The sequence below is a fragment of the Candidatus Chlorohelix allophototropha genome (assembly GCF_030389965.1).
Lineage (GTDB): Bacteria > Chloroflexota > Chloroflexia > Chloroheliales > Chloroheliaceae > Chlorohelix > Chlorohelix allophototropha.
This window is the reverse complement of the sequence record NZ_CP128399.1, coordinates 2,422,854-2,445,378: the sequence shown is the minus strand read 5'-3', so window position 1 is coordinate 2,445,378 and position 22,525 is coordinate 2,422,854. Positions and strand designations below refer to the sequence as shown.

22 protein-coding genes are annotated in these 22,525 nt (G+C 42.4%); 12 read left to right on the top strand and 10 right to left on the bottom strand.

Translation table 11 applies throughout. The features are described 5' to 3' along the window. Positions 1 to 71: 71 nt before the first annotated feature. From OZ401_RS10755 to xylA, 10 genes are all read right to left on the bottom strand, one after another. Positions 72 to 707: a class I SAM-dependent methyltransferase gene (locus tag OZ401_RS10755; RefSeq protein ID WP_341468235.1), complete on the bottom strand. Its 636-nt coding sequence runs from the start codon at positions 705 to 707 to the stop codon at positions 72 to 74. 1 nt (position 708) lies between these two features. Then, a complete protein-coding gene (locus tag OZ401_RS10750) occupies positions 709 to 1,068 on the bottom strand; it encodes a hypothetical protein (protein ID WP_341468234.1) in 360 nt (119 codons plus the stop codon). 63 nt (positions 1,069 to 1,131) lie between these two features. Beyond that, a complete protein-coding gene (locus OZ401_RS10745) occupies positions 1,132 to 1,281 on the bottom strand; it encodes a hypothetical protein (RefSeq protein ID WP_341468233.1) in 150 nt (49 codons plus the stop codon). A gap of 168 nt (positions 1,282 to 1,449) precedes the next feature. Continuing rightward, a complete protein-coding gene (locus OZ401_RS10740) occupies positions 1,450 to 2,022 on the bottom strand; it encodes a DUF2378 family protein (RefSeq protein ID WP_341468232.1) in 573 nt (190 codons plus the stop codon). Between the two features lie 103 nt (positions 2,023 to 2,125). Beyond that, positions 2,126 to 2,869, bottom strand: a complete 744-nt coding sequence (locus OZ401_RS10735; protein WP_341468231.1) for an ABC transporter permease — start codon at positions 2,867 to 2,869, stop codon at positions 2,126 to 2,128. Between the two features lie 9 nt (positions 2,870 to 2,878). Further along, positions 2,879 to 3,895 (bottom strand): ABC transporter ATP-binding protein, encoded by a 1,017-nt coding sequence (locus OZ401_RS10730; protein WP_341468230.1) that lies wholly within the window; start codon positions 3,893 to 3,895, stop codon positions 2,879 to 2,881. Between the two features lie 43 nt (positions 3,896 to 3,938). After that, a complete protein-coding gene (locus OZ401_RS10725) occupies positions 3,939 to 5,579 on the bottom strand; it encodes a hypothetical protein (RefSeq protein ID WP_341468229.1) in 1,641 nt (546 codons plus the stop codon). Next, the gene (locus OZ401_RS10720; RefSeq protein WP_341468228.1) at positions 5,579 to 7,042 is read right to left on the bottom strand and encodes a M20/M25/M40 family metallo-hydrolase; all 1,464 of its coding nucleotides are present in this window, start codon (positions 7,040 to 7,042) and stop codon (positions 5,579 to 5,581) included. The genes OZ401_RS10725 and OZ401_RS10720 overlap by 1 nt, the downstream gene beginning before the upstream one ends. A 350-nt stretch (positions 7,043 to 7,392) precedes the next feature. Further along, a complete protein-coding gene (locus tag OZ401_RS10715; RefSeq protein ID WP_341468227.1) occupies positions 7,393 to 7,740 on the bottom strand; it encodes a hypothetical protein in 348 nt (115 codons plus the stop codon). A 17-nt stretch (positions 7,741 to 7,757) separates the two neighbouring features. Continuing rightward, positions 7,758 to 8,927, bottom strand: coding sequence for a xylose isomerase (gene xylA / locus OZ401_RS10710; protein ID WP_341468226.1), 1,170 nt, complete (start codon positions 8,925 to 8,927; stop codon positions 7,758 to 7,760). A gap of 554 nt (positions 8,928 to 9,481) precedes the next feature. Between xylA and OZ401_RS10705 the strand changes: the two genes are divergently transcribed. From OZ401_RS10705 to OZ401_RS10650, 12 genes are all read left to right on the top strand, one after another. After that, the gene (locus OZ401_RS10705) at positions 9,482 to 10,252 is read left to right on the top strand and encodes a dolichyl-phosphate beta-glucosyltransferase (RefSeq protein WP_341468225.1); all 771 of its coding nucleotides are present in this window, start codon (positions 9,482 to 9,484) and stop codon (positions 10,250 to 10,252) included. Further along, positions 10,245 to 11,453: a glycosyltransferase gene (locus OZ401_RS10700; RefSeq protein WP_341468224.1), complete on the top strand. Its 1,209-nt coding sequence runs from the start codon at positions 10,245 to 10,247 to the stop codon at positions 11,451 to 11,453. Before OZ401_RS10705 ends, OZ401_RS10700 begins: the two co-directional genes overlap by 8 nt. A gap of 8 nt (positions 11,454 to 11,461) precedes the next feature. After that, a complete protein-coding gene (locus OZ401_RS10695) occupies positions 11,462 to 11,800 on the top strand; it encodes an STAS domain-containing protein (RefSeq protein WP_341468223.1) in 339 nt (112 codons plus the stop codon). Next, positions 11,793 to 13,307, top strand: coding sequence for a GAF domain-containing SpoIIE family protein phosphatase (locus OZ401_RS10690; protein WP_341468222.1), 1,515 nt, complete (start codon positions 11,793 to 11,795; stop codon positions 13,305 to 13,307). Before OZ401_RS10695 ends, OZ401_RS10690 begins: the two co-directional genes overlap by 8 nt. Next, positions 13,307 to 13,762: an ATP-binding protein gene (locus OZ401_RS10685; protein ID WP_341468221.1), complete on the top strand. Its 456-nt coding sequence runs from the start codon at positions 13,307 to 13,309 to the stop codon at positions 13,760 to 13,762. Before OZ401_RS10690 ends, OZ401_RS10685 begins: the two co-directional genes overlap by 1 nt. A gap of 2 nt (positions 13,763 to 13,764) precedes the next feature. After that, the gene (locus OZ401_RS10680; RefSeq protein ID WP_341468220.1) at positions 13,765 to 14,103 is read left to right on the top strand and encodes an STAS domain-containing protein; all 339 of its coding nucleotides are present in this window, start codon (positions 13,765 to 13,767) and stop codon (positions 14,101 to 14,103) included. 24 nt (positions 14,104 to 14,127) lie between these two features. After that, positions 14,128 to 14,496: a response regulator gene (locus tag OZ401_RS10675; RefSeq protein ID WP_341468219.1), complete on the top strand. Its 369-nt coding sequence runs from the start codon at positions 14,128 to 14,130 to the stop codon at positions 14,494 to 14,496. A gap of 43 nt (positions 14,497 to 14,539) precedes the next feature. Further along, positions 14,540 to 17,401 carry a response regulator gene (locus tag OZ401_RS10670; protein ID WP_341468218.1) on the top strand — a complete coding sequence of 954 codons (2,862 nt, stop codon included), beginning with the start codon at positions 14,540 to 14,542 and terminating at the stop codon, positions 17,399 to 17,401. Positions 17,402 to 17,592: 191 nt separating this feature from the next. Then, a complete protein-coding gene (locus tag OZ401_RS10665) occupies positions 17,593 to 18,441 on the top strand; it encodes a response regulator (RefSeq protein ID WP_341468217.1) in 849 nt (282 codons plus the stop codon). A 3-nt stretch (positions 18,442 to 18,444) separates the two neighbouring features. After that, entirely contained in the window at positions 18,445 to 18,741 is a 297-nt protein-coding gene (locus OZ401_RS10660) for a circadian clock KaiB family protein (protein WP_341468216.1), read from the top strand. A gap of 3 nt (positions 18,742 to 18,744) precedes the next feature. Beyond that, positions 18,745 to 20,268, top strand: coding sequence for a circadian clock protein KaiC (kaiC, locus tag OZ401_RS10655; RefSeq protein WP_341468215.1), 1,524 nt, complete (start codon positions 18,745 to 18,747; stop codon positions 20,266 to 20,268). A 42-nt stretch (positions 20,269 to 20,310) separates the two neighbouring features. Then, entirely contained in the window at positions 20,311 to 22,497 is a 2,187-nt protein-coding gene (locus OZ401_RS10650) for a hybrid sensor histidine kinase/response regulator (RefSeq protein WP_341468214.1), read from the top strand. Positions 22,498 to 22,525 lie beyond the last annotated feature (28 nt).

The window sequence follows — 22,525 nt, the reverse complement described above, 5'->3', positions numbered from 1 at the left end:
CTCAAGTGTCTTTCTTAACTATACCATTTGGTTACAGAGTAATCAAATAAGTTCTGTATATTCCATATCGTTCAAGGTTTTACCAGTATTACCAAATCCTGCGTACTGAGCCATTTCTGGCTCTTGCCCGACCATTTGCCGTCTATAGGCGGTTGCGCTAGTTCCAATCCGGCTTCTGCTGCAAATCGTTCTACCATACCCAAGCGATAAGCGGTCATTTCTTCCGGGTTTTCCGTATTCCCAATCGCAAATTCATCGCCGTAATTCTGGTAGGAAAAATCGAAATTAAATATAGGGCTGCTAAATAGATTAAGTCGAACCCGTCCCGGTTGGTAGTTATCTAACAAGAAGAAGCTGAAAACGCAGCGACCACCCTTTTTCAAAACCCGCGCGGCTTCGCTGAAATAATGTGCTGTATAGTCCGGCAAAAGGTGAGTATATACTGATGCAGCATAGATTAGGTCAAAACTGTTGTCGGTATAAGGAAATATATACTCTCGGGCATCCATCTCGCCATATGGGTTGTAATAGGTGTTATGAATATTAGCCCACACAAAGCGAAAATTCGGGAAGGTTTTCTGGAAATTTGCTTGGAGAAAATCTACTTTTTCCCTAGTGATTTCAAAGCCATCATAAGAGCCGTATTGTGAGATCAGGAAACGCAAAGGAAAAGCGATACGTCCCAACCCACACCCAATCTCAAGCACCTTACTGTTTCTTTCCAGCCCCCCGTAATTGCTGCCAACTCCATTCTTCTGCCCAGCGAAACCACTCTTCCATTACCATCACTCCCTCCAGCTTTAGTAATTCGTTAGAGGGAATTAGTTCCGGGTTGTAGGATAGAATATATTCAGGATTCTGTGCAATCGGTTGTGCTATTATCTGCTGTAGGTGATCGATTTGTTGACTTAACTCATTGTTATTTGAGTTAACCTTCTCTTGTAACTGATTTATCAGATATTTGATTTCGTAGCCATGTTTGTGAGTTTCGTTAGCAAACCAATCCAACCGTTCAATGTGTTTCAAGGTTTCTTTTAAATGTCGGTAGTATCTTTTAGGGTTTATCATTGCTAGCTCACCTTCTTTGTTGATTTAGCCTGAACTCTTTGGTTGTAACAGCCTTCAAAATTGCTATGCCAATATTTCCCCGAACTGTTCGCGAGTGCGGCGATAAGGTCGCCATTCTTCAATATAGCGCACATCCACCCGGTTTATGCCCCTTTTCGTCTGTCCTAACCCACACTCGCTGCGGCAAACCGTGCAACCGTAGCTTTCGTACAAAATTCTTTAAGCGTGTTAGGGTTCATACAAGTAATGCCTTTCTTCAATTAGGACATTACTTGTATGGGCAGGTTATGGCAACACTTCTTGCCCTTTGGTTAATTTAGATATCAAAAGGTAGCGTTCTGTAAAATCCCAAAAACGCCAAATAGTTTTCAAAAGGCAAATTTACTTCTCTAACCAGCCTAAATCATAAATAAAATGATGTTTTGCAACACCCCGGTATGTTACTTTGATATCTTGTACGCCCTGTAATTCTAGTATGGCAGATAACATTGCTGCAACATAAACAGGGTTTGAAGGATCATTTTCAAATGTTACCTGAGCCTTATTTTCACCTGTGCTGGTTATTGTGCGTTTACCAAAGTTAAAGTTAGCAGAATGGTTTTTAATTGCCAGTTCGAGTGCCTTAAAACCTCCACCACCCTTACGAGCAGCGTAAGTAATCCGACCGAAGATTGTTTGCGAAATGTAGCCCTCTACCTGAGCACGGGCAATTTTAGAATAAGCCTGCGCATCGGTTAATTCTGGAAACAATTTCTGCCTTAAAAAATTAATACACAATACCAAATCACGAAATGGATAATTCGCTTCTGGTTTGAAGAAATTATAGCCCGTAACATGCAGCAATTCTTCTAGAAGCACACTATCATTTTGTATGCTCAACCCTTTGATCAAGCCTTCAAAAGTAACTTGTTTGGCAAGGTAATGTGAATCGGACACAATGCCCTCTACTTTCACTCATAGTAATCGAAATAAAATATTGGCGAGTTATAGTCAATATTATTATATGGAAAACCCAATGAAAAAATAGGGTAAAAATAGGAGATTTAAATTTTTTTAATCAGGCGCTGCGCCATTCCATCTTGCTACCCACATATAGCATTATTAGTGTATTAACTACCAATAGGATGACAACATCCAACCAGAATTTCTCGTTAAATTGACCGATCAAACTTAGGCGCAAGGCTTCGGCAGCATAGGTGCTTGGTAAGGCTTTACCAATCCACTGGACAAATTCGGGTAAACGGTCGGCTGCTACCAAGATGGGACTTAAGCCCATGAAAATGAATTGAAGCACCCCACTAATTGAAGTAGCAGTATCGAAATTTGGCGCAGTCACTCCTACCAATGCCCCTACTGCTGATAGTGAAAAGCTGGCAAGCGGCACTATTAACAAAAACAGTGGTGAAAGGCTGATAGTAATATTGAAAATATACTGACCCATCAAGACAGTCAATAAAGCGGTAGGAAGGGTTAAAACTAGGAATCCGGCATTTACCGCCAGCACCAACAAACCCTTATAAACCGGCAAGGTAGCGTAATAATCCAGCACCCCGAAAGTGCGCATAAAGGAAAAACGAGCGCATGTTCCATACATTGTGGTAAAAAGCAGCGAAACAATAATATTACCGCTCAACAAGTATAAATCTTGCTCGGTGTTACCCGATGTGGCTAACAGTTTGAAAAAAAAGAAGGTGGTAAGCGGGACAAGCAGCCCATTAATCATTGTCGCTGCCCACGACCAGCGCCAGTTAGCCAATTGAATTAGAAACAAATCCCAAAAGTTGGAGAAAAAGCGTGTCACAGTTATTTTCTACTCGTCCTCATCCTCGATAGTGCGTCCGGTGAAAGCCATATATACATCTTCCAGCGAAGCAGTTTGCACCCGGAAATCCTCCAGATTATCCAGCCGTATCCCACCTAATACCTTATAAATATCTTCTTCGGCATTCTCGCGCGGCACTAACACCACCCAATGGTAGGGTTTCAGTTGGCGCGCCTGCTCCAACGCAACCAGTTGGGACTCGCAAATTTCAGCGCGATCCGGTTTTATAAATAGCTCAAGGCGTACACTTTGGTCAATTTTGCTCTTTAACTCGCTAACCCGCCCCATTCCAACCATGCGCCCCTTGCTCATAATCGCTACACGCCCGATAACATGCTCTGCTTCTTGCACGTTATGCGTTACCAATATGATGGTAGTGCCGTGTACGGTATTTTGCTCTTTCAGATGATCCCACACTTGTCTTCTAAAAGCCGGATCGAGTTCATTGGTCGGTTCATCTAGAATCATCACCGGAAGGTCGCCAACCAGCGTAATCGCAAGACTGACAAGCCGATTTTGCCCCCCGCTCATGTTGCGCACTGCCTTGCGCCTTACCTCTCCCAAACCCCATTGCTCAACTAACTGGGCAGCCGCTTTTTTAGCATCATGTCTGCTCATTCCACGCATATGCCCGGTAAAATAAATGGCTTCTTCCGCTGTTAAGTCTAGCAGAGCGTTAGGTTTTTGGGGCATATAAGCCACCTTGCGCGTTACTATGTCGGGTTTTTTGGCAATATCAACTCCAAAAAGGGAAATCCGCCCCTCATCGGGAGAGAGCAAATTCACCATCTGCTTAATAAGAGTGCTTTTGCCTGCACCGTTGCTGCCCAATAATCCAAATACTTCACCCTGCTTTATTTCGAGAGAAATATCCAGATTGGCGGGACGCGCCGATTGTGCTGCTTTACCGCGCCCGTAACGCTTAGCGATGTGTTCAACTGCGTAAACCGTTTGGTTTGGGGTAAATTCTAATCCCTGCAAATTTGCCAACTTTGTCTGAGTCATGTGCTTGATTATAACAGCAGAAAGCAGCGTTTGTAAAAATAGGCTAAGGTTCAATCTGGTATATTTGCGAAGTACCAATTGTAACCAAATATTTAAGTCCGGGGGAAGCTTTATCATGGTACAAAGCGGTCATTGCGGTGGTAGCGATGGGTTGTAACAATAAATAGCCTGCATTGTAGCGTTTCGCCACCTGTAATACCTTATCGAGCGGGTCAGAATTAATAATAATGGAGGGTTTGCGGTTTGCATACCAGTAAGCGGTGGGGTCGGGAGTCATGACCATTACTCCGGGTGGAGTATTGGAATCCAGCCACGCACTCACCTGTTGCAATTCCCGATAATCAGCATCCCAATTAGCCGATTGTGAAAGAGTCCAGCCGATGGAAATTAAAATTGCACCGAGTATAACTACAAACGCCAGAAAATTACGGCGGCTCTGTTCGGCTTGCGGGCGGCTTAACTTACCCCACCAACGCGCCACCAAATCTATACCTGCGGCGATAGCCACATAAATATAGGGTAGTAACCCACCCCCAGAATGGTAAACACTCCCCCGATAGCTCGGAAAAGTAAAAACTAGCGACATAGTTATGTAAAGCAATAGGAGGTATATAGTAAAAGGAAGTAATATGGGGTTGCGCCATAACGCCCCTTTATATAAGGTCGCCACCAGACTAGTATCGCTGCGCTTGCGGCTGAACAACCCGAACAAGGCAAACGGTGTAAACATTATTATGGCAGGTCGGGCAATTATCAGCAGGTTTTGTCCTAGCGCATTCAACTTACTCATGATCAATGCGCCGATACCCCATTGTGGGGAAGGGTCTGTGAGGTTCAGGTAATAGGCTAAATCAAGCGGTTTATCAAAGCTGAAAAAGTCGTTGTAATTCCTCAGAAAGATAGTTTTAGTGCCACCACCGGGGAAAAGCTGCCCACTAACTATGAAGTTTCGAACAATCCACGGGATTACCGACAAAGCAGCTATTCCAAACATCAGAACTACCCCGCGCCAGTTTATGCCTTTTTTTAGCAATACTAAACATAGTGGCGGAACTAGCAGCAAAAACACTCCATCTACCCTAGTCAGATAAGCAATAGTTGCCAGAAGCCCCAATGCTACCGGAATAAGCTTGCGGGGCATTGGTAAAAAACTGCCCGGGTTTATCCACTCGGCTGTCAGCATTAGAAATAGCAAACTGATAAAAGCATAGGGTGCATGGTTATCGGGCATTGAAAAGACCGGAGCATAGAATCCGCAGAAAACTGCCAACCCCCCGGCTAACCAACCATATCTAATGCCGCCAACTGCCATCCCAAGACGATAGCTAAGGGGTGGAATCAAAGCGGTTAGCAGCATATTCGGCAAACGTCCCGCCCAATAATTCTCCCCAAAAGTCAGTGAATAACCTGCCGCAATGAGCCATGACGTAAAAGGCATCCAGTAGGAATGGCTAGGGTTGCCGATAACGCTCTCCGGTAGCGGACGTGCTAGATAGTTCCAGATATAGTCATCCCGAAAGCCATTGCCATTCCAGAATTGAATAGCCGAGTTTGTATAGTAATAAGCGTCGGTATAACCGGGTTGTGAATAGAAAGAGGCAGTGAAAATGCGGTAGAGCAAGGCAACAAGAAATAGTGTCCAACCCGGATGTAATCGGGCAAAAGCTATAATTGAGCTAAGCATTAGCCAGAAGCCTGTTTAGAGGTAACCGTTTCTGTAATTTTCTCGGTCGCATCAGATCGAGTGTAATTATTAAGATTGCCCAATAGACGGGTAGTAAATTTGATATGGTTAAGGAAATCGGCGATTCGAATATTCTCGTTGGCAGTTTGTCTTTGCGCCCCATCGTAATAAGTGCCGGTACAAATCAGCGGCAAATCTCCAAGCGCTTCTTTGAAGGCATGCATCGGACCAACTGTGGGTGCAAGAGGAATTACCAGCGGGGCAAGGTCAATCGCTTGTCCGAGACTTTCTATTGCTAGCTTTACAAAGGGGTGGGTTGGTGAGGTGCGAACGGGTTTTTCGCTTACTCCAACCTGTGTTACTTCTATATCGGTATAACCACGATTGTACAGATGTTTGCGTATCAAGTCTAGCGCAGTAGCGGGGTCTTGATTTGGCACAAGCCTGAAATCCAACCGAGCATGCCCACTAGCCATCAAAACCGTTTTTACATCATCGCCTAAATAGCCGCCTACAAAGCCAGTAATATTAGCGGTAGGCGTAAAGAACTCGGTTATCAATAGTGGTAAGCTTTTTAACCCCATCAGGTACTCGCTTACCCCAAACCGTGTGAGCCGTTCTTCCAAACGATTTGTATAACGCTTGGCAGTTTGCATAATAAATGAGCTGTCTTCATGGGTTGGCACTTGTATATCAGCATCAAAATCATCTATCTGGATATCTTCATTATCATTCTTGATAGCGCTCATCGCCCATATAAGTCGCCAACCGCCGCTGGGCAAAATCCCGGCGAGGGCGCTATTGCCATCCTGCGAAAGAGTTTTGCTGCGTAGTTCAATACAAAGATAGCCTTTTTGCCCCAAACCTATTACAGGAATACCTTCAGGCGTATTTTCCCCTGAATCCCACAAACAGGCATCGGCTTTTAAAACTCCACTTTTCTCAGCAAGAAGTTTTGAGGCAAGACTTTGCCCATCACCGGTGCGTCCCTCTACCAGAAACTTAACGTTGCAAGGTACGCTGCCATACACTTCACGCCATGCTTCGTAGGCTGCCAACCGTGCAACCAAATTAGCACGATTATCTGCAACCCCTTTAGCATAGAGTTTGCCATCCCGCTCATTTAAGCCAAACATTGCGCTCTGCCATTCATCCATTTGACCGGGTGGCATAATTTCATATGTGTTATATGAAAGCAGCGTGTTAGATTCAGAGCGTTGCTCCCCACGTGCAAATATAGTGCTACGTTTATTGAGAGACCAGTTCTCCGTTTTCAAGCCACGCTCTTTTAGCATATTGATAATAAGGCGGGTGATATCGTCAGGATCATTTTTCGAGCGACGGGAAGATTGAGTGGTAGTTGGAGAACACAAAGCGCCCAATTCAGTGATGAAGCGGGGCAGATTTGCGGTTATATAATCGTCCAGTTCCCGGTCAATGTTTCCTGCGGCTTCGGAGGACATGTCAAGCCCCTTCCTGTCGATTATGTGCGGCTTAAATACCGATCATAAATGTTAGGTGACATAATTCGAATAATATTAAGTTTAGCTTAAGATGTGTAACGGCGCAAGTAGCTGATTTTTTGTATGAATTCAGAGAAACGGTTGTTGTCTAAAATTCCCGCGAACTATGAGTATTAATTTGGAGTGGCACAAAGCAGGTGATTTTGAGTTCATTATAACTCTCAAGAGGTTGAGCCTATTATGTGCTTTGGCTTATAGTAAAAATTTGCATAGAGCTACAATATTTACCATTTTTAGTTACTAACAAAATTCCCATTGAAACTAAATTCCAAAATTTATAACTATTAGCCTTAACGATCTTGGGGAAGACGATTGAAAAAAATCAAAGAATCAAGACCTCCCCTGAGCGCTTGGTTGGCAATTGAGAGCGCTTTAGTCAGGTTATCATAGCGCAAATTTAACTCTGGCTTTTCAGGAGCTTTCTCGCCTTTACGTGGTACTTTATAAACCTCGATCAGAAATTGTCCTTGATCTTCCCTCTCTAGCTGTCGATGTAGAGTAACCTTGTAAGCGCCATTATCGGTGAGCTTGGAAACTTTCCCGTTTTTCTCGAAACCTTTTAATGCAGCAGCCATACTCAGCATGGAATTTTCCTTTCGGCTCAAACGTTGGGAACGTATCGTGAGATACGTTCCCATAATAGCAATCTTAGTTATTAGCGGATTCCTAATAACAAATCAATTACAAGCTGGTCAAGTTGCTCATACATCAAGCCCAGTTTGGCGATATTGTCAATATCAAAGCTGGCGGCTTTGAGCGCCTCAGCGGTAGCGCTATTGTAATTTGCAGTATCGAATGGTGAATCGCTGCCTAATGATTTCAATTCCTTGAGAATACCCTGTATTTCAGGGTCTTCTTCAAAACGCCGCGCTTTATCTTTAAGTATCATATAGGAGCGCATACAACCGTGGGCGAAAGCCCATACGCCTTCTTCATCTTCCGAACGGTAGGCGTGCGCATCAAAATGGCGTGGTCCGTTATAGCCGCTTTCTTCCAATAGTTTAACTAGATAGAACATACTTTTGATGCTCTCGCTGCTAAAGCGCAAATCTTGATCATAGCGACCGGGTTTTTGGTCGTTCAGATCAATATGGAATAATTTTCCCGCTTCGATTGCTTGCGCGACTACATGGTAGAAATTTAACCCGCTCATTTGCTCATGCGCTACTTCAGGGTTAACGCCTACCATATCAGCGTGATCCAACGTTTCAATAAACGCCAGCATATGTCCGGTGGTAGGGAAATAAATGTCGCTGCGGGGTTCGTTTGGTTTCGCTTCTAGCGCAAACTTATAGCCATAGCCCATATCAATGTTATAGTGGCACAGGAAATTCATTGCCTCGCGCATTCGTTTAATTGCTTCACGTGCATCTTTAGAGGCATCAACCTCAGTGCCTTCACGCCCTCCCCAGAACACATAAATTTCTGCGCCTATTTCTGCACCCAAATCCATTGCTTGCATGGTTTTCTGTAGCGCATAGTGGCGTACACGCTTATCATTGCTGGTGAAGGCGCCATCCTTGAAAACGGGATGGTAAAAAAGATTGGTGGTAGCCATTGGCACTACCATTCCGGTATCATCTAATGCTTTCTTGAACTCTTTCACAATCCGGTTGCGCTCTTGAAGGCTTGCTCCAAAAGGTACGAGGTCGTTATCATGCAGATTTACGCCCCATGCTCCCAGTTTTGAGAGCTTTTCTAGACTGCGAATTGGCGAAATGGTATCGCGCACCGCTTCGCCAAAGGGGTCTCTTCCTCTATTACCTACTGTCCAAAGACCAAAAGTAAATTTCTCATCTTTTGTAGGTGTAAATTGGTCTCCCATTTTATTCCCTTCCTTATTACGAATGTATCATTAAATAATTCGTCTGACATCATCGTCACCATAAAGGCGGTATTACATTATACCAATTAACGCTAAGATTTTGACCATAGTTATTGGAATAAGTGCCCAAAACTCTAGGTTTCTTAAACACAAACTGAGCGTGAAAGTAATACCTTTTATTAAATGTTGCGAAATATATATTGGCTGCAAAAAGTGGTAGGGTTTTTTTAACACAACCGGAAAGGGGAGTCAATTCCAAGCGCACAGATTGCTTCGCTTACTATCCGATTTTTCAGTAAGTAGCCTGCTTATAACCTATCGACAAGCAATATGGATTTATCTTCAGGCATTAAAAAAATATTAAACTTTTACAATATCAATTGTTCTAAATGGTATGTAGTAATAAAATAATATCAAGCATTGGGTTTTATCGAAAAAGTTAAAGAGGTATTAATATTCTTAATATTAGAGTAATAATATTGTAAAAATGCCGTAACACAACCGCGTTATTATTTAAAAATATAATCACATTTAGTTTTTAAGGGGCGCTAAAAATGAGCTACGATGCATACGAACGTTGGAAAACAGTTGCTATCCAGGGCGAACCTTACCTCTCCATAGTCATCCCTGCATATAATGAAGAAGAACGGATTGTGCCTACAATTGGCGCGATAGCTTCGCACGTTTGCAGCTTTGGTTACGATTGGGAATTAATTATCGCTGACGATGGTTCAAAAGATAACACTGTCAAGCTTATCAAAGAGCTTGGGTTGGCGAATCTGCGAGTGTTGGTAGCAGAAAAAAATGGCGGGAAAGGCAGCGCAGTTAGGCGAGGGATGCTGGCGGCGCGTGGCAAATTCATTCTTTTCGATGATGCCGATAACTCCACTCCGGTTGAAGAACTCAATAAGTTGTTGGCTAAGCTCGATAAAGAAAAATATGATGTCGCGGTAGGTTCGCGGGCTGCTAGTGGCTCACAGGAAGCACACCGCACCGTTTTGCGGCGGATACTGAGCGGTGGTTTGCGTTGGATTGTACGTTATGTGTTCCGAATCGGTGTGCGAGATACGCAATGCGGCTTTAAGCTTTTCACAAAGCAGGCGGCACACCGCCTATACGCAGCACAAACTATCAGCGGCTTTTCCTTTGACCTAGAGATACTTTACCTCAGTTCAAAATTGGGCTACAAAATAGCAGAAGTCCCGGTGGAATGGGTCGATGCGCCCGGCTCGAAAGTGGATACCTCCAAAGAAGTTCAACGTTTCTTGCGTGATTTAGTCAAAATAAAAATGAACGATATAAAAGGGGTGTATTCCAATGCCTAGTTATAAAATTGCGCTGGTAACAACCTTTCCACCCGGCAAAGGTTCGCTCAATGAATATGCCTATCATTTTGTGCGCTATCTACGCCAGAAACGCGAAGTTAAAGAATTGGTGCTATTGGTTGATGCCTTGCCGGGTAATGAGAAGTATCCGGAGTTTGAAAATGATGGTTATGCGCCCACTCGTATTATCCCTTGCTGGGATTTTGACTCAAAGACCAACGCTTTGCGCATATTAAAAGTAGTGCAGCAGGAAAAACCGGATATTGTAATGCTCAATCTCCAATTTGCCAGTTTCGGCAGTGGCAAGGTAGCGGCGGCTTTGGGGCTTACAACCCCTGCTTTGGTCAGGCTTGCGGGCTTCCCGGTTGTCACCTTGTTGCATAACATTATGGAGACAATTGACCTAAAGAAAGCTGGTTTTGGCGGGAACCCCTTACTGGAAAAAGCTATTCGCGCTTTTGGCTATATTTTCACTCGTTTATTGCTACTCTCCAATTTGGTAGCAGTTACCATTCCAAAATATGTAGAAATTCTGGAGATTAAGTACAAAGCTAAAAATGTGCTGCTGACTCCGCATGGCTCATTTGAGGCTGGTGCAGACCCTGTTTTTGAACCGCCACCGGGTCCACAACGCATTATGACGTTTGGAAAATTCGGCACTTACAAAAAGGTTGAACCGCTGGTAGAAGCTTATAAAATTCTGCAAGCTAAAAACCATCCCAATATGGAGCTAGTAATTGCCGGAACTGACAGCCCCAATTCTCCGGGCTATCTTGAGTCGGTTAAACAAACCTACTCCGAGGTAAAATCCATCTCCTTTACCGGCTATGTGGCTGAAGAAGATGTGCCTAAAGTATTTGGTGAGGCTTCTGTGGTGGTCTTTCCTTATAATTCCACTACCGGTAGTTCCGGTGTGTTACATCAAGCCGGGGAATATGCTCGCGCAGTGGTGTTACCAAACATTGGGGATTTTGCCGCTTTAGTAGCGGAAGAAGGTTTTACCGGGGAGTTTTTTGAACCGGATAATACCGAAAGTCTAGCGCATGCTATAGCGAATATATTGGATAATCCGGAACGTCGTCTTGAGATTGCTTCTCAAAACTTTGCTGCTGCTACCGGGTTGCCGGTTTCAGATGTAGTGGATTGGTATTTGTTGCATATGCAGACGTTAGTCTCAAAAAAGCCGAAAGTTAAGAGGTAAAGCTCATTATGGAAATGTTCAGTAGGGTATCGGGCGAGGTTTCAATTCTTGAATTAAAGGGTCGTTTTGATGCGTATGAGTTGAAACCGGTTCAGCAATGGTTTGAAGATAAAACAACTCAAGGCAAACCAAAGCTGGTAATAAATCTCACAGGGGTACATTTCCTTGACTCCTCTGCGCTTGCTGCGCTGGTACAAGGTATGAAGCACTCTCGCGATAAGGGCGGAGATTTGCACCTCTGCAATTTGCAGCAACCGGTTAGGATTATCTTTGAGCTAACCAAAATCAACCGGGCAATTGATATATTTGCTAGCGAGTTGGAAGCGGTCAAGGCTTTCGATGAATGAAGCTTTGCAGGCATTACGCGAGTTGGTAATGTCGCGCTTTTCTTACTTTGAAAAACTCGCTAACTTGTGGCATACAGCGGGCGCAACCTCCTTTGAAATAGTTGGTGGCGGCGAACAAATTATGCGCTGGGACTATCCCGGCAATTCAGCGGGGGTGGTTATAGCCCCTCTAGAGGTAGATGGCGAGATAATCGGAGAACTGCGCATTCAAGGACTGGATGAGCAATTAGTTTTTGATCGTCTGGAAGCTGACGCTACCGCTTTGGATAACTTGATTCGATACGAAGTGGAATTGGGGATGTTAACTTCTGAACTGGTTCAGAATCAGGATCAGCTTCTCGCTCTTTACGATCTTTCTCGTTCAATGCGCCGCTATTTAAGCCCGGAAGAAATACTTGCTACATTATGCCGGGAAGCCGCGCGCTTATGTTCTTGTGATAAAGCGTTTGCGCTGTTGGCTGAACCGATCAAGCCTGCGCTGTTGATTCAATATCCTGAGAATTTTCTCGAAGAGCAGCAAGCACAGGAACTGCTACATAGGACGCAAGCAAACGGCAAACCACTTGTGGTGAATTGCGGCTGTAACGGAACAAAAAATTTACTATTTCTGCCAATAACGGTTAATAATGCGCCGTTTGCCGGTTTGGGGCTGGCTAATCATACCGAGGCATTTTCCATGCCTGTTATCAAACTTGCACAGGCGATTACCCAATACGCCGGAGCGCAACTCGAAAACTCCATTCTATATTCAGAAACGCTCTCCCAAGCCCGCATGCGTTCAGAGCTTGAGTTGGCATCCAGTATTCAACTGCGCTTGTTACCTCAGAAATTTCCAAGTGTGAAAGGACTAGATATTTATGCGGCATCTTGTCCTGCTCGTCAAGTTGGAGGGGATTTTTACAATTTTATAAGCCAATCAAACGGATCTCTCAATTTTGTGGTGGGAGATGTTTCTGGCAAAGGACTTCCCGCCGCACTAATGATGGCTATGGCACGTATAGCTTTTCAAAATGCCTCTCGCTTCAGTAAAACGATGGATCCTGCAAAACTGATGAGCCGCGTAAATGAAGATTTATATGGAGATTGCTCTGACCTGTCAATGTTTATAACAGCCTTTTATGGGTTTTATGAGCCTGCTACCCGGTGTTTGAGCTATGCCAATGCAGGGCATTCTCCGGTTATATATTGTAAGGCTGATGGCTCTATTCAGTTCTTTGAAGCTGATGGCACTGCATTGGGGGTGTTACCGATTTCACTATCAGAACGGCAGGAAGTAAAACTAGAATATGGTGATTTACTTGTAGTTGCCACCGATGGTTTTAGTGAAGCTTTTAATAGTGTAGGTGAAATGTATGGTTATGACCGTTTACTTGAATTGGTAAAAAATAATCGCAGCTTAAGCGCGCAGCACATATCAGATTTATTATTCAAAAAAGTTCTGGAACATGAAGCGGGAGTTGAGCAATCAGATGACCGTACCTTGGTTGTTTTGAAAGGTATTGAGTAATGAACAACAAACAAGACCCAGGAATTTTAATCAAACTGGAATTGCCTGCTGATTATAAATATTTGAATCTGCTCGGTGCAGTGCTGAATGGCATCCTTGAAAGAATTGAAGACCTAGAAGAGCCGGAAACCCTCGCATATAGTTTGCAACTGGCTATTCACGAAATTTGTACTAATGTGGTTGGACATGCCTATGAGGAAAAACCGGGTTATCGTATTTGGCTAGAGTTTCGAGTGATAAGTGAACCCTTAAGTATCTCAGTAGAAATCACTGATACCGGAAAAGCCTTTCAGAGTAATGTCAAAAGAACTCCAGACCTTGAGAATGCTCAGGTACATGGGTACGGTCTATTTCTAGTCGAGCAACTGACCGACTCTTTTGAATACAGGCGCGATGGTATTTACAATCGCTGGACAATCGAAAAAATCCTTCCGCTAAGCAAGAAAGAAATATAATTATGAAAATCAATGTTTTGGAACAAGTAATCAAGATTGTAACTCTGGAAATAGAAGGGCGACTGGATGCATTTACCGCTACTCAATTAAGGTCAAAATTGGATGAGTTACAAGGGCAATCAGTTACCCGTTATGTGCTTGATCTAACTAATCTTGAATTTATGGATAGTGCAGGAATGGCTGTAATGGTAACTTTGCTAAAGCATGCTCGCCAACTAGAGGGAGATGTGAAAATGGTAATGCCGAAACTTGAAGTGGCTCGGCGAATTTTACGCCTAACCCGGTTTGATCGGGTCTTTGATACTTTTGAAACCGCAGAAGAAGCTCGAAAAAGCTTCTAGCCTATCATTCAAGGTGTTATTATAATGTCTACGATATTGGTAGTTGACGATAGTCTTATAATTCATAGGACGCTTGGATTTACCCTTCGAAAGCATGGCTTTGATGTTCTTCAGGCTTTAAACGGCGTAGAAGCCTTGACTTTGCTTGAGAAATCCCCGGTAAATCTGGTAATAGCTGATTTGGCTATGCCCAGAATGGATGGTATGGAATTGTTGCGCAGGATGCGCCATGATAAAATTTTAGAGACAATTCCTTTTATAATGTTGACTGCAAGCGGTCAGGATGAGGATCGAATTATTGCCCGAAAAGAAGGCGCTAATGGCTTCCTTACAAAACCAGCCAGTAGTGGTGAAATTCTCCAGACGATTGACTCAGTGCTTGAAAAAAAATAGGTAAATGTTAACACCGCGAATACCTGCCGATGATGCCGAGAGGTTGAAAAGCCTCAGGGCATTAAATCTACTTGATACAAATAGCGAAGAACGCTTTGACCGCATTGTTCGTTTAGCGACGCGCATATTTAATGTTCCAGTTGCTTTAGTAAGTCTTGTTGATGAAAATCGGCAATGGTTTAAAGCCTGTATTGGTCTCGATGTAAGAGAGACTCCTCGTACTGTTTCTTTTTGTGCTCATGCGATTCTAAGTGATACGATATTTGTTGTAGAAGATGCCCTAGAAGACCCACGCTTTTTTGACAATCCACTGGTTATTGGTGAGCCACATATAAACTTCTATGCCGGATACCCTCTAACGAGTACCGCAGGTTATAAAATGGGTACACTTTGTCTGATAGATACTGTACCACGTAAGTTCGGCGATACCGATAGAGAAAGCCTCCGTGACCTTGCTCTACTAGCGCAGAATGAATTAAACCAAAATGACCTAACAGTATTGCTGGCGCAGAAGATACAAAGTCAGCAAGAACTTCTGGAAAGTCAACGCTTCGTTGAAAGCATTACTCATACTATCCCTTACTTATTATATGTTTATGATACCGTCAAGGATCGTAATTTATACGTGAATTCGGGAATCGAATCATTATTGGGTTATACCAAGCAGCAAATTGCTGAAATCGGGGAAGGTGTACTTAGTAAGTTAATCTACCCTGAAGATTATCATTTACTACACGCTGCCTTGAATACTCTTCAAGAAAGTGACCCCGGAAAAATTGTTGAGATAGAATACCGGATGTTACATGCCAATGGCGAATTACATTGGTTTAGTGACCGTGTTATTGCTTTTAAACGCGATGCTGCGGGTAAGCTTACCCAAACTCTTGGGGTTTCACAGGATGTTACCGAACGTAAAAATATAGAGTTAGAATTACGTACCCAGCGAGATTTTGCCCTAAAAGTGATGAATACGATGGGGCAAGGCTTGACGGTGGCAGATCAGGATGGCAAGTTCGAATATGTCAATCCGGCTTATGCGGCAATACTGGGCTATAAATCAAGCCAGTTGATTGGTAAGTCTCCCTTCGATTTTGTTTTTGAAGAAGACATTCCCTATATGGAGCAAATATGGGAATTACGTAAAGCAGGCAAAACCTTCACTTATGAAATACGCCTTCGCCATAGTTCAGGCATTTACACTTATGCCCTTATTACTGGCTCTCCGCGTTGGAGTGATGGCAAAGTCATAGGTTCGGTGGCAGTTGTCACAGATATGACAGAACGCCGCCAGATAGAACAGGCTTTGAGGGCGGCGCGTGATGAAGCGCTGGAAACTTCCCGGCTTAAATCGGAGTTCCTTGCTACTGTCAGTCATGAAATTCGGACACCAATGAACGGTATCATTGGTATGTCTGAATTGCTTGTAGATACAGGGCTTGATGAAGAGCAACTTGAATTTGCTACAGTTATTAAAGATTCGGCTAATTCCCTGATGTCAATAATAAATGATATTCTGGATTTCTCAAAAATTGAAGCCGATAAACTGATCTTTGATGAAGAACCTGTGGAAATTACCAGCGTAGTGGAAAGCGCCGCAGATTTGCTTGCAGCAAAAGCAGTTGAAAAAGGGTTATCACTCCTTACTTATATAGCGCTTGATATACCCAGACGTATTAGTGGTGATGCCGGACGTTTAAGGCAAATCCTGCTTAATTTACTGAGCAATGCCATTAAATTTTCGGATAAAGGCGAAGTTGTAGTACAGGTCGTTTGTATTGAGGAAACTAAAGATAACTGTATTCTGAAATTTTACGTGCGTGATAATGGTATCGGTATTCCTCAGAATACGAGAGATCTTATTTTCCAGCCGTTTAGGCAGGCAGATAATTCAACTACCCGCCAATATGGTGGAACGGGTTTAGGCTTAGCGATTACTCGCCGATTGGTTGAGAAGATGAACGGCGAAATTGGAGTTGAGAGCGAAGAAGGTAAGGGAACTACTTTCTGGTTTAGAATTCCCTTTAAGGTTCTGGAAGGTGCAACTATACTTGAAAGTTCACTTCTCAGAGGACGCGAGCTTGTTTTGGTGAGCAGCAGCCAAAATGTAAGAGATATTATATATCGTTATTTAGAGCCGATAAAACTGGAAATTAAGCGGCTATCAAACGGTAAAGCTGCTTTGGAATATTTTAATTCTAGGCTTGCAGATGAACAGGTTGATTTTTGTTTGATTGATAACAACTTGGATGATATGAGCGGGTTAGAACTGGCTAAGACTATAAAAACTAATCATGACTTAAAAACCAAACATCTGATATTGCTTTCAGATTATGAAAGCCGCCTTGATGGGCGTAAGGAATTGCGTGAATATTTCAGTGTGGATTTGAACCGTCCATTTAAACAATTACCACTTATAGATACGCTTGAAGAGTTGGTAAGAAAATCAAGAAATCAAGGCAAAAGCCTGCCCAAAACAGCTATTAGGTCAAAAATATCTTTTACAAAAGAATTAAAAGCCGGACGTATGATATTGGTGGTAGAAGATATACTCGCCAATCAAAAACTCGCTGCCAACCAAATAGAGCGACTGGGTTATGCGGCGCACATAGCTGCAAATGGTGAAGAAGCCTTAGCGGCGTTAGAACGCTTTAATTATGGAATGATTTTGATGGATTGTTTGATGCCAGTAATGGATGGATTTGAAACCACTCGTATGATTCGAGCCAAAGAGAAGATTAGCGGTAAGCATATTCCGATTATTGCAATGACAGCCAATGTGATGTCTGAAACTCGGGAGGCGTGTATTGTTGCTGGAATGGACGATTACATAGCCAAACCTGTTACATTACAGCAACTCGAAAAGCACCTAAGTGAATGGCTGCCCCCGATACCCTCGGCTGACTAGGGTTAATTCCCCTTGAAAAATATTATCTAAATACAAACAAACGAATTAATAAAAAAGAAACTAAATAAATATATTAATGAAATCGAAAGGACAATCAATTTTATGTACTTAAAGCTGGCTATGCTATAATAGTACTAATCGACTGTGGGTTTTCATTGCTACAAAAGAGTGTTGGTAAGGCAATTACAACTATGGGTGTAGAGAGAGTAAGTATTCTGGTTATTGGTCAAGCTAGTGACGAATTAACTCAGTCACTATCTAGTATCAATATATCCAAAAATATTCGCTTTGAATTGATCACAACTGCCGATCTGACTACTGCAACAAAACTCTTGAGTAATGAGAATTCTGATTTAGTAATCTTAAGTTACCCTTCACAAACTTTAGATGTACTTAAATCTAGTATCAGGAAATTACACGAGATTAACATCAACCTACCTGTAATAGTTATTCTTGATAACTATGAAGAAACTCTCGTGGAATCAGTTTTAGATATTGGCGCTAAAGATTATCTCGTTCGAGGACAGATTAATAATGATATTATCATTAGACGGGTGTTCAGCGTATTTGTGCAAGGAAATGGCACAAATACAGCAGCAAGCAGAGAATATAAAGAATTTGAAAGGCTTTCAACGCCACCGGGTACTGGAATTACGGCACAGGCTTTTGGGGTAGCCTCTCTTGCAGAAATTGCAACTGATACATTTTCTGAGCTGATACAAGATTATGCGAAACTACTCCATGAAGCGGTTGAATCGCAAATTTTCAAGGTCAATCATAATATCTCTGAACGTTTGCGTAGCATTGCAGACGGATTGGGTTTTTTGAAAGCCGGTCCCCGTGATATTGTGCTGCTGCATCAAAAAGCTTTAAAAATAGCAACCGTTAGCCGCCCACCCGAACAAGCAAAAATATATGCCGAAGAAGGTCGTTACCTCTTATTGGAACTAATGGGGCATCTGGTATCTTATTATCGTAATTATTATGTGTATGAAACCAGAAATAAATCCTTCGTAAATGGACGCGAGCCTGGAGTTTAAATAATGAGCAAGTATTTGCTTAAACTTTACATAACTGGTCACACTTCTAAATCCGAACGTGCTATCTCAAATCTTTACCAAATTTGTGATGAAATTATTCCAGGTCAATATGAGATAACAATTGTTGATGTTTTGGAAAGGCCTAATTTGGCTGAAGAAGACAAGATCATAGCAACCCCTACGCTGGTTAAGCAAATACCTCCTCCAGCACGACGAGTAATAGGAGATTTAACAGACAAGAATAAAGTTATAACTGGTCTTGATCTCCACATATCGGTAGAGGAAAGGGTAAAGGAATAGATAATGTCTTCTAATGGAATTCTTCCCTTAATTCAGAAGCTTAAAACCGGCATCGAGGGATTTGATTTTATCGCCAATGGTGGAATACCAAAGGATCGGACAACTCTTGTAACCGGTACAGCCGGTAGCGCTAAAACAATTTTTGCTGCCCAATTTCTGGCGGAAGGTATTGATAAATATGAGGAAAGTGGAGTCTTTGTAACTTTTGAAGAATCCCCTTTTGATATTCGGCAGAATATGGAAGCAATAGGTTGGAACATCACAAGTTGGGAGAAAGAAGGAAAATGGGCTTTCGTAGATGCCTCTCCTGAACCCGGTTCGGAAACCACTATTGCAGGTAATTATGATCTGGGTGCTTTGTTAGCCCGCATCGAAAGTGCCGTAAATCGTATCCAAGCTAAACGAATCTCGATGGACTCACTGGGCGCAATTTTTACCCAATTTAATGACAACAGCCTGATTAGAAATGAACTGTTCAGAATAGCTACGGCTATGAAAAAGATGGGTGTAACCGCTATATTAACGGCTGAACGAATTCATGAATACGGTGAGATTGCACGTTATGGAGTCGAAGAGTTTGTAGCAGATAATGTAATTATCTTGCGTAATGTGCTGGAAGAAGAAAAACGACGACGTACCATTGAGATTTTAAAATTCAGAGGTACTACCCACCAAAAGGGCGAATATCCATTTACAATTATTCCCGGTGAAGGGATTATGATTGTTCCTTTATCGGCAATGGAATTAAAGCAGCGTTCTTCCAATGTACGTATTAGTTCCGGTATTTCTGAATTGGATCACATGTGTGGTGGCGGATTCTTTAGAGATTCGATATTACTCGTCTCTGGCGCAACCGGAACGGGTAAAACCTTAGTCAGCACCCAATTCATTCATGGTGGCGCAGTAAATCAGGAACGCTGTTTGCTCTTTGCCTTTGAAGAGAGTCGCGAGCAGTTGTTCAGAAACGCAACCGGCTGGGGCATGGATTATGAGCAACTTGAAAAGGACGGGCTACTAAAAGTAGTTTGTGAATACCCTGAGACTGCCGGACTGGAAGATCATCTCATTAAAATGAAGATGATTATTGAAGAGTTCCACCCAAATCGAGTAGCTATTGATAGCTTATCCGCGCTTGAGAGAGTCTCAACAATGCGTGGATTCCGAGAATTCGTAATAGGGTTGACTGCCTTTATTAAGCATCAAGAAATTGCTGGTTTATTTACTGCTACAACGCCTACCTTGCTCGGCGGTTCTTCTGTAACAGAAGCTCATATTTCAACCATAACAGATTCTATTATCCTGCTTCGTTATGTTGAAATGTTTGGTGAAATGCGCCGAGGTTTAACTGTATTGAAAATGCGCGGTTCCGCACATGATAAAGATATTCGAGAGTTCTCAATTGATGGTTCAGGTATGCATATTGGCAAACCTTTCCGCAATATTACAGGCATTATTGCCGGTAATCCCATACATGTAAGTGCTGGTGAAGTTGAGCGGCTTGGCAGTTTGTTTCAGGATGAAGTATAAAATTATTATACCATTAGCATGCACAACTACTTGAACAAAAAAATGAATGATCTCAACGTTGAGTTTGATCAACATGATAGCGAATTGCTTGCCAGTGAGAACCGCTTTAGGAATATTATAAACAAGCTGTTGAGCGCGGTTTTGGTAATAGACCATGAAGGTTTTGTTAGGTTTGCAAACCCTCAAGCCGAAAAGCTTTTTGGTCGCCCTCTATCGGATATTGTCAGTCTTCCTTTCGGTTTCCCTGTATTCTCAGGCGATACTACTGAAATTGATATTCTGAAAAGAGATGGTGCGCGAACTATTGCCGAATTGAATATTATTGAAACCTCATGGGAAGGAAGCCCCGCCTATCTGGCAGTAATGACAGATATTACTCAGAGGAAAGCTGCCGAGGAAAAAATAAGATTTCAAGCCTCATTGCTTGACAATGTTCGTAATGCGGTGTTAGCCACCGACAATCAATATAAGATTATTTACTGGAATAAGTTTGCCGAAGAATTTTATGAATTGTCCGGTAACTCATTGCAAGCTAACGATTTATTTGCGCTACTATATCCCGGTGATAATATTAGCCAACAACTTAAGGATGAAATTCGCCTGAAAGTTGAGAATAGCGGAAGTTGGGAAGGTGAACTGGCAAGGCGAAGAAAAGACGGGGTCATAATTCCGACTTTTACAATTATTTCCACTGTTAAGGACTCAAATGTTTTCTTAGGCGCATTAAGTATTTCACTTGATTTGAGCGAGCGTAAGCTTGCCGAAGAATTGGCAAGTCGCCTTGCTGCTTTTCCACGCTATAACCCTAACCCAGTAATTGAATTTACCTCAAATGCTGAATTATCCTATTTTAACGAAGCGGCTGAAAGATTGACCGGAGAATTACACAAGAACCATCCCTCTGAAATACTACCTTCCAAATGGCAGAATATTGTATTCAATTGTTTGAAGACCGATGAGTCTATAACCGCCCCAGAATATGTGATAGATGGGAAAACATTTACTTGGTCATTTTTCCCAATAGTGGAAAAACAACTGGTACATGCCTATGCTTTTGATATAACCGAAAGATTAAATCTAGAAAATCAATTGCGACAAGCGCAGAAGATGGAATCGGTTGGACAATTAGCTGGCGGTGTGGCACATGATTTTAATAACATATTGACGGCAATCCAGGGTTATACCGACCTTACCGTAAATACTCAATCTTTAAATTCGGATGGTATCGAATATTTAAATCAAGTATCGTTGGCTTCAAATCGCGCAGCTAACCTTACTCAGCAATTGCTTGCTTTCAGCCGTCGTCAGGTAATGAAATCCTCTTTGCTTGATATAAATGATGTAATAGAACAAATGAGTAAGATGTTAAGGCGCGTAATCGGCGAGGATATTACCTTAAGAGTTAATTATTATCCAAATTTGCAGTCGGTTAGAGGCGATGAAGGAATGCTTCAGCAGGTTTTGCTTAACCTAGCTGTTAACGCCCGCGATGCAATGCCAAAGGGTGGGCAGTTGATTATCACAACCTCAGTGGTTGACATTGACCCTTTGTACGTTACTTATAATCTTGAGGCTCAGTTAGGTAAGCATGTTTGCTTAAGCGTATCCGATACCGGAAGCGGCATTAGTGCAGAGGTATTGCCTCATATATTTGAACCATTTTATACCACCAAAGCTCTGGGAAAAGGTACAGGGCTTGGTTTATCCACCGTTTATGGCATCATAAAACAGCATAAAGGTTGGATAACTGTTTATAGTACGCTGGAACAAGGCACAACTTTCAATATTTATGTTCCTATTGATAGTGAACTTTTGACAAATGAACAGCAGAAAGAATATAACTCTTTAGTAAAAGGTGGAAGTGAAACCATCCTTCTAGTTGAAGATGAAGTTATTGTATTGTCAATGGTGAAAAGCATTTTAATAAAACTCGGCTACAAAATTTTGGAAGCCCAAAATGCAACAAGCGCCATGAAGTTGTGGGAAGAACATAAAAAAGAGATTGATTTGATACTGACCGATATAATAATGCCCGGTGGTATTAGTGGCATTGATCTAGTAGAAAAAATTCGTGAGAAAGACAACGATGTAAACGTTATCTTTACCAGCGGCTATAGTATTGAAATGGTTAACAATACTACAAATTTCGATAATAAAACACAATTTCTTCCCAAACCATATACTTTCAAATCTCTAGCAAAGATACTCAGGGTAGCTTTAGATAATTAGTATTTATCTGTAACAACTCAGGCACTTT

Excerpts from the sequence above, each read along its gene's own strand:
- OZ401_RS10705 (WP_341468225.1), top strand. The coding sequence starts at position 9,482 with ATGAGCTACGATGCATACGAACGTTGGAAAACAGTTGCTATCCAGGGC.
- OZ401_RS10690 (WP_341468222.1), top strand. The coding sequence starts at position 11,793 with ATGAATGAAGCTTTGCAGGCATTACGCGAGTTGGTAATGTCGCGCTTT.
- OZ401_RS10650 (WP_341468214.1), top strand. The coding sequence starts at position 20,311 with ATGAATGATCTCAACGTTGAGTTTGATCAACATGATAGCGAATTGCTT.
- OZ401_RS10700 (WP_341468224.1), top strand. The coding sequence starts at position 10,245 with ATGCCTAGTTATAAAATTGCGCTGGTAACAACCTTTCCACCCGGCAAA.
- OZ401_RS10660 (WP_341468216.1), top strand. The coding sequence starts at position 18,445 with ATGAGCAAGTATTTGCTTAAACTTTACATAACTGGTCACACTTCTAAA.
- OZ401_RS10730 (WP_341468230.1), bottom strand. The coding sequence starts at position 3,895 with ATGACTCAGACAAAGTTGGCAAATTTGCAGGGATTAGAATTTACCCCA.
- OZ401_RS10675 (WP_341468219.1), top strand. The coding sequence starts at position 14,128 with ATGTCTACGATATTGGTAGTTGACGATAGTCTTATAATTCATAGGACG.
- OZ401_RS10685 (WP_341468221.1), top strand. The coding sequence starts at position 13,307 with ATGAACAACAAACAAGACCCAGGAATTTTAATCAAACTGGAATTGCCT.
- OZ401_RS10750 (WP_341468234.1), bottom strand. The coding sequence starts at position 1,068 with ATGATAAACCCTAAAAGATACTACCGACATTTAAAAGAAACCTTGAAA.
- kaiC (WP_341468215.1), top strand. The coding sequence starts at position 18,745 with ATGTCTTCTAATGGAATTCTTCCCTTAATTCAGAAGCTTAAAACCGGC.
- OZ401_RS10725 (WP_341468229.1), bottom strand. The coding sequence starts at position 5,579 with ATGCTTAGCTCAATTATAGCTTTTGCCCGATTACATCCGGGTTGGACA.
- OZ401_RS10695 (WP_341468223.1), top strand. The coding sequence starts at position 11,462 with ATGGAAATGTTCAGTAGGGTATCGGGCGAGGTTTCAATTCTTGAATTA.
- xylA (WP_341468226.1), bottom strand. The coding sequence starts at position 8,927 with ATGGGAGACCAATTTACACCTACAAAAGATGAGAAATTTACTTTTGGT.
- OZ401_RS10680 (WP_341468220.1), top strand. The coding sequence starts at position 13,765 with ATGAAAATCAATGTTTTGGAACAAGTAATCAAGATTGTAACTCTGGAA.
- OZ401_RS10715 (WP_341468227.1), bottom strand. The coding sequence starts at position 7,740 with ATGGGAACGTATCTCACGATACGTTCCCAACGTTTGAGCCGAAAGGAA.
- OZ401_RS10665 (WP_341468217.1), top strand. The coding sequence starts at position 17,593 with ATGGGTGTAGAGAGAGTAAGTATTCTGGTTATTGGTCAAGCTAGTGAC.
- OZ401_RS10720 (WP_341468228.1), bottom strand. The coding sequence starts at position 7,042 with ATGTCCTCCGAAGCCGCAGGAAACATTGACCGGGAACTGGACGATTAT.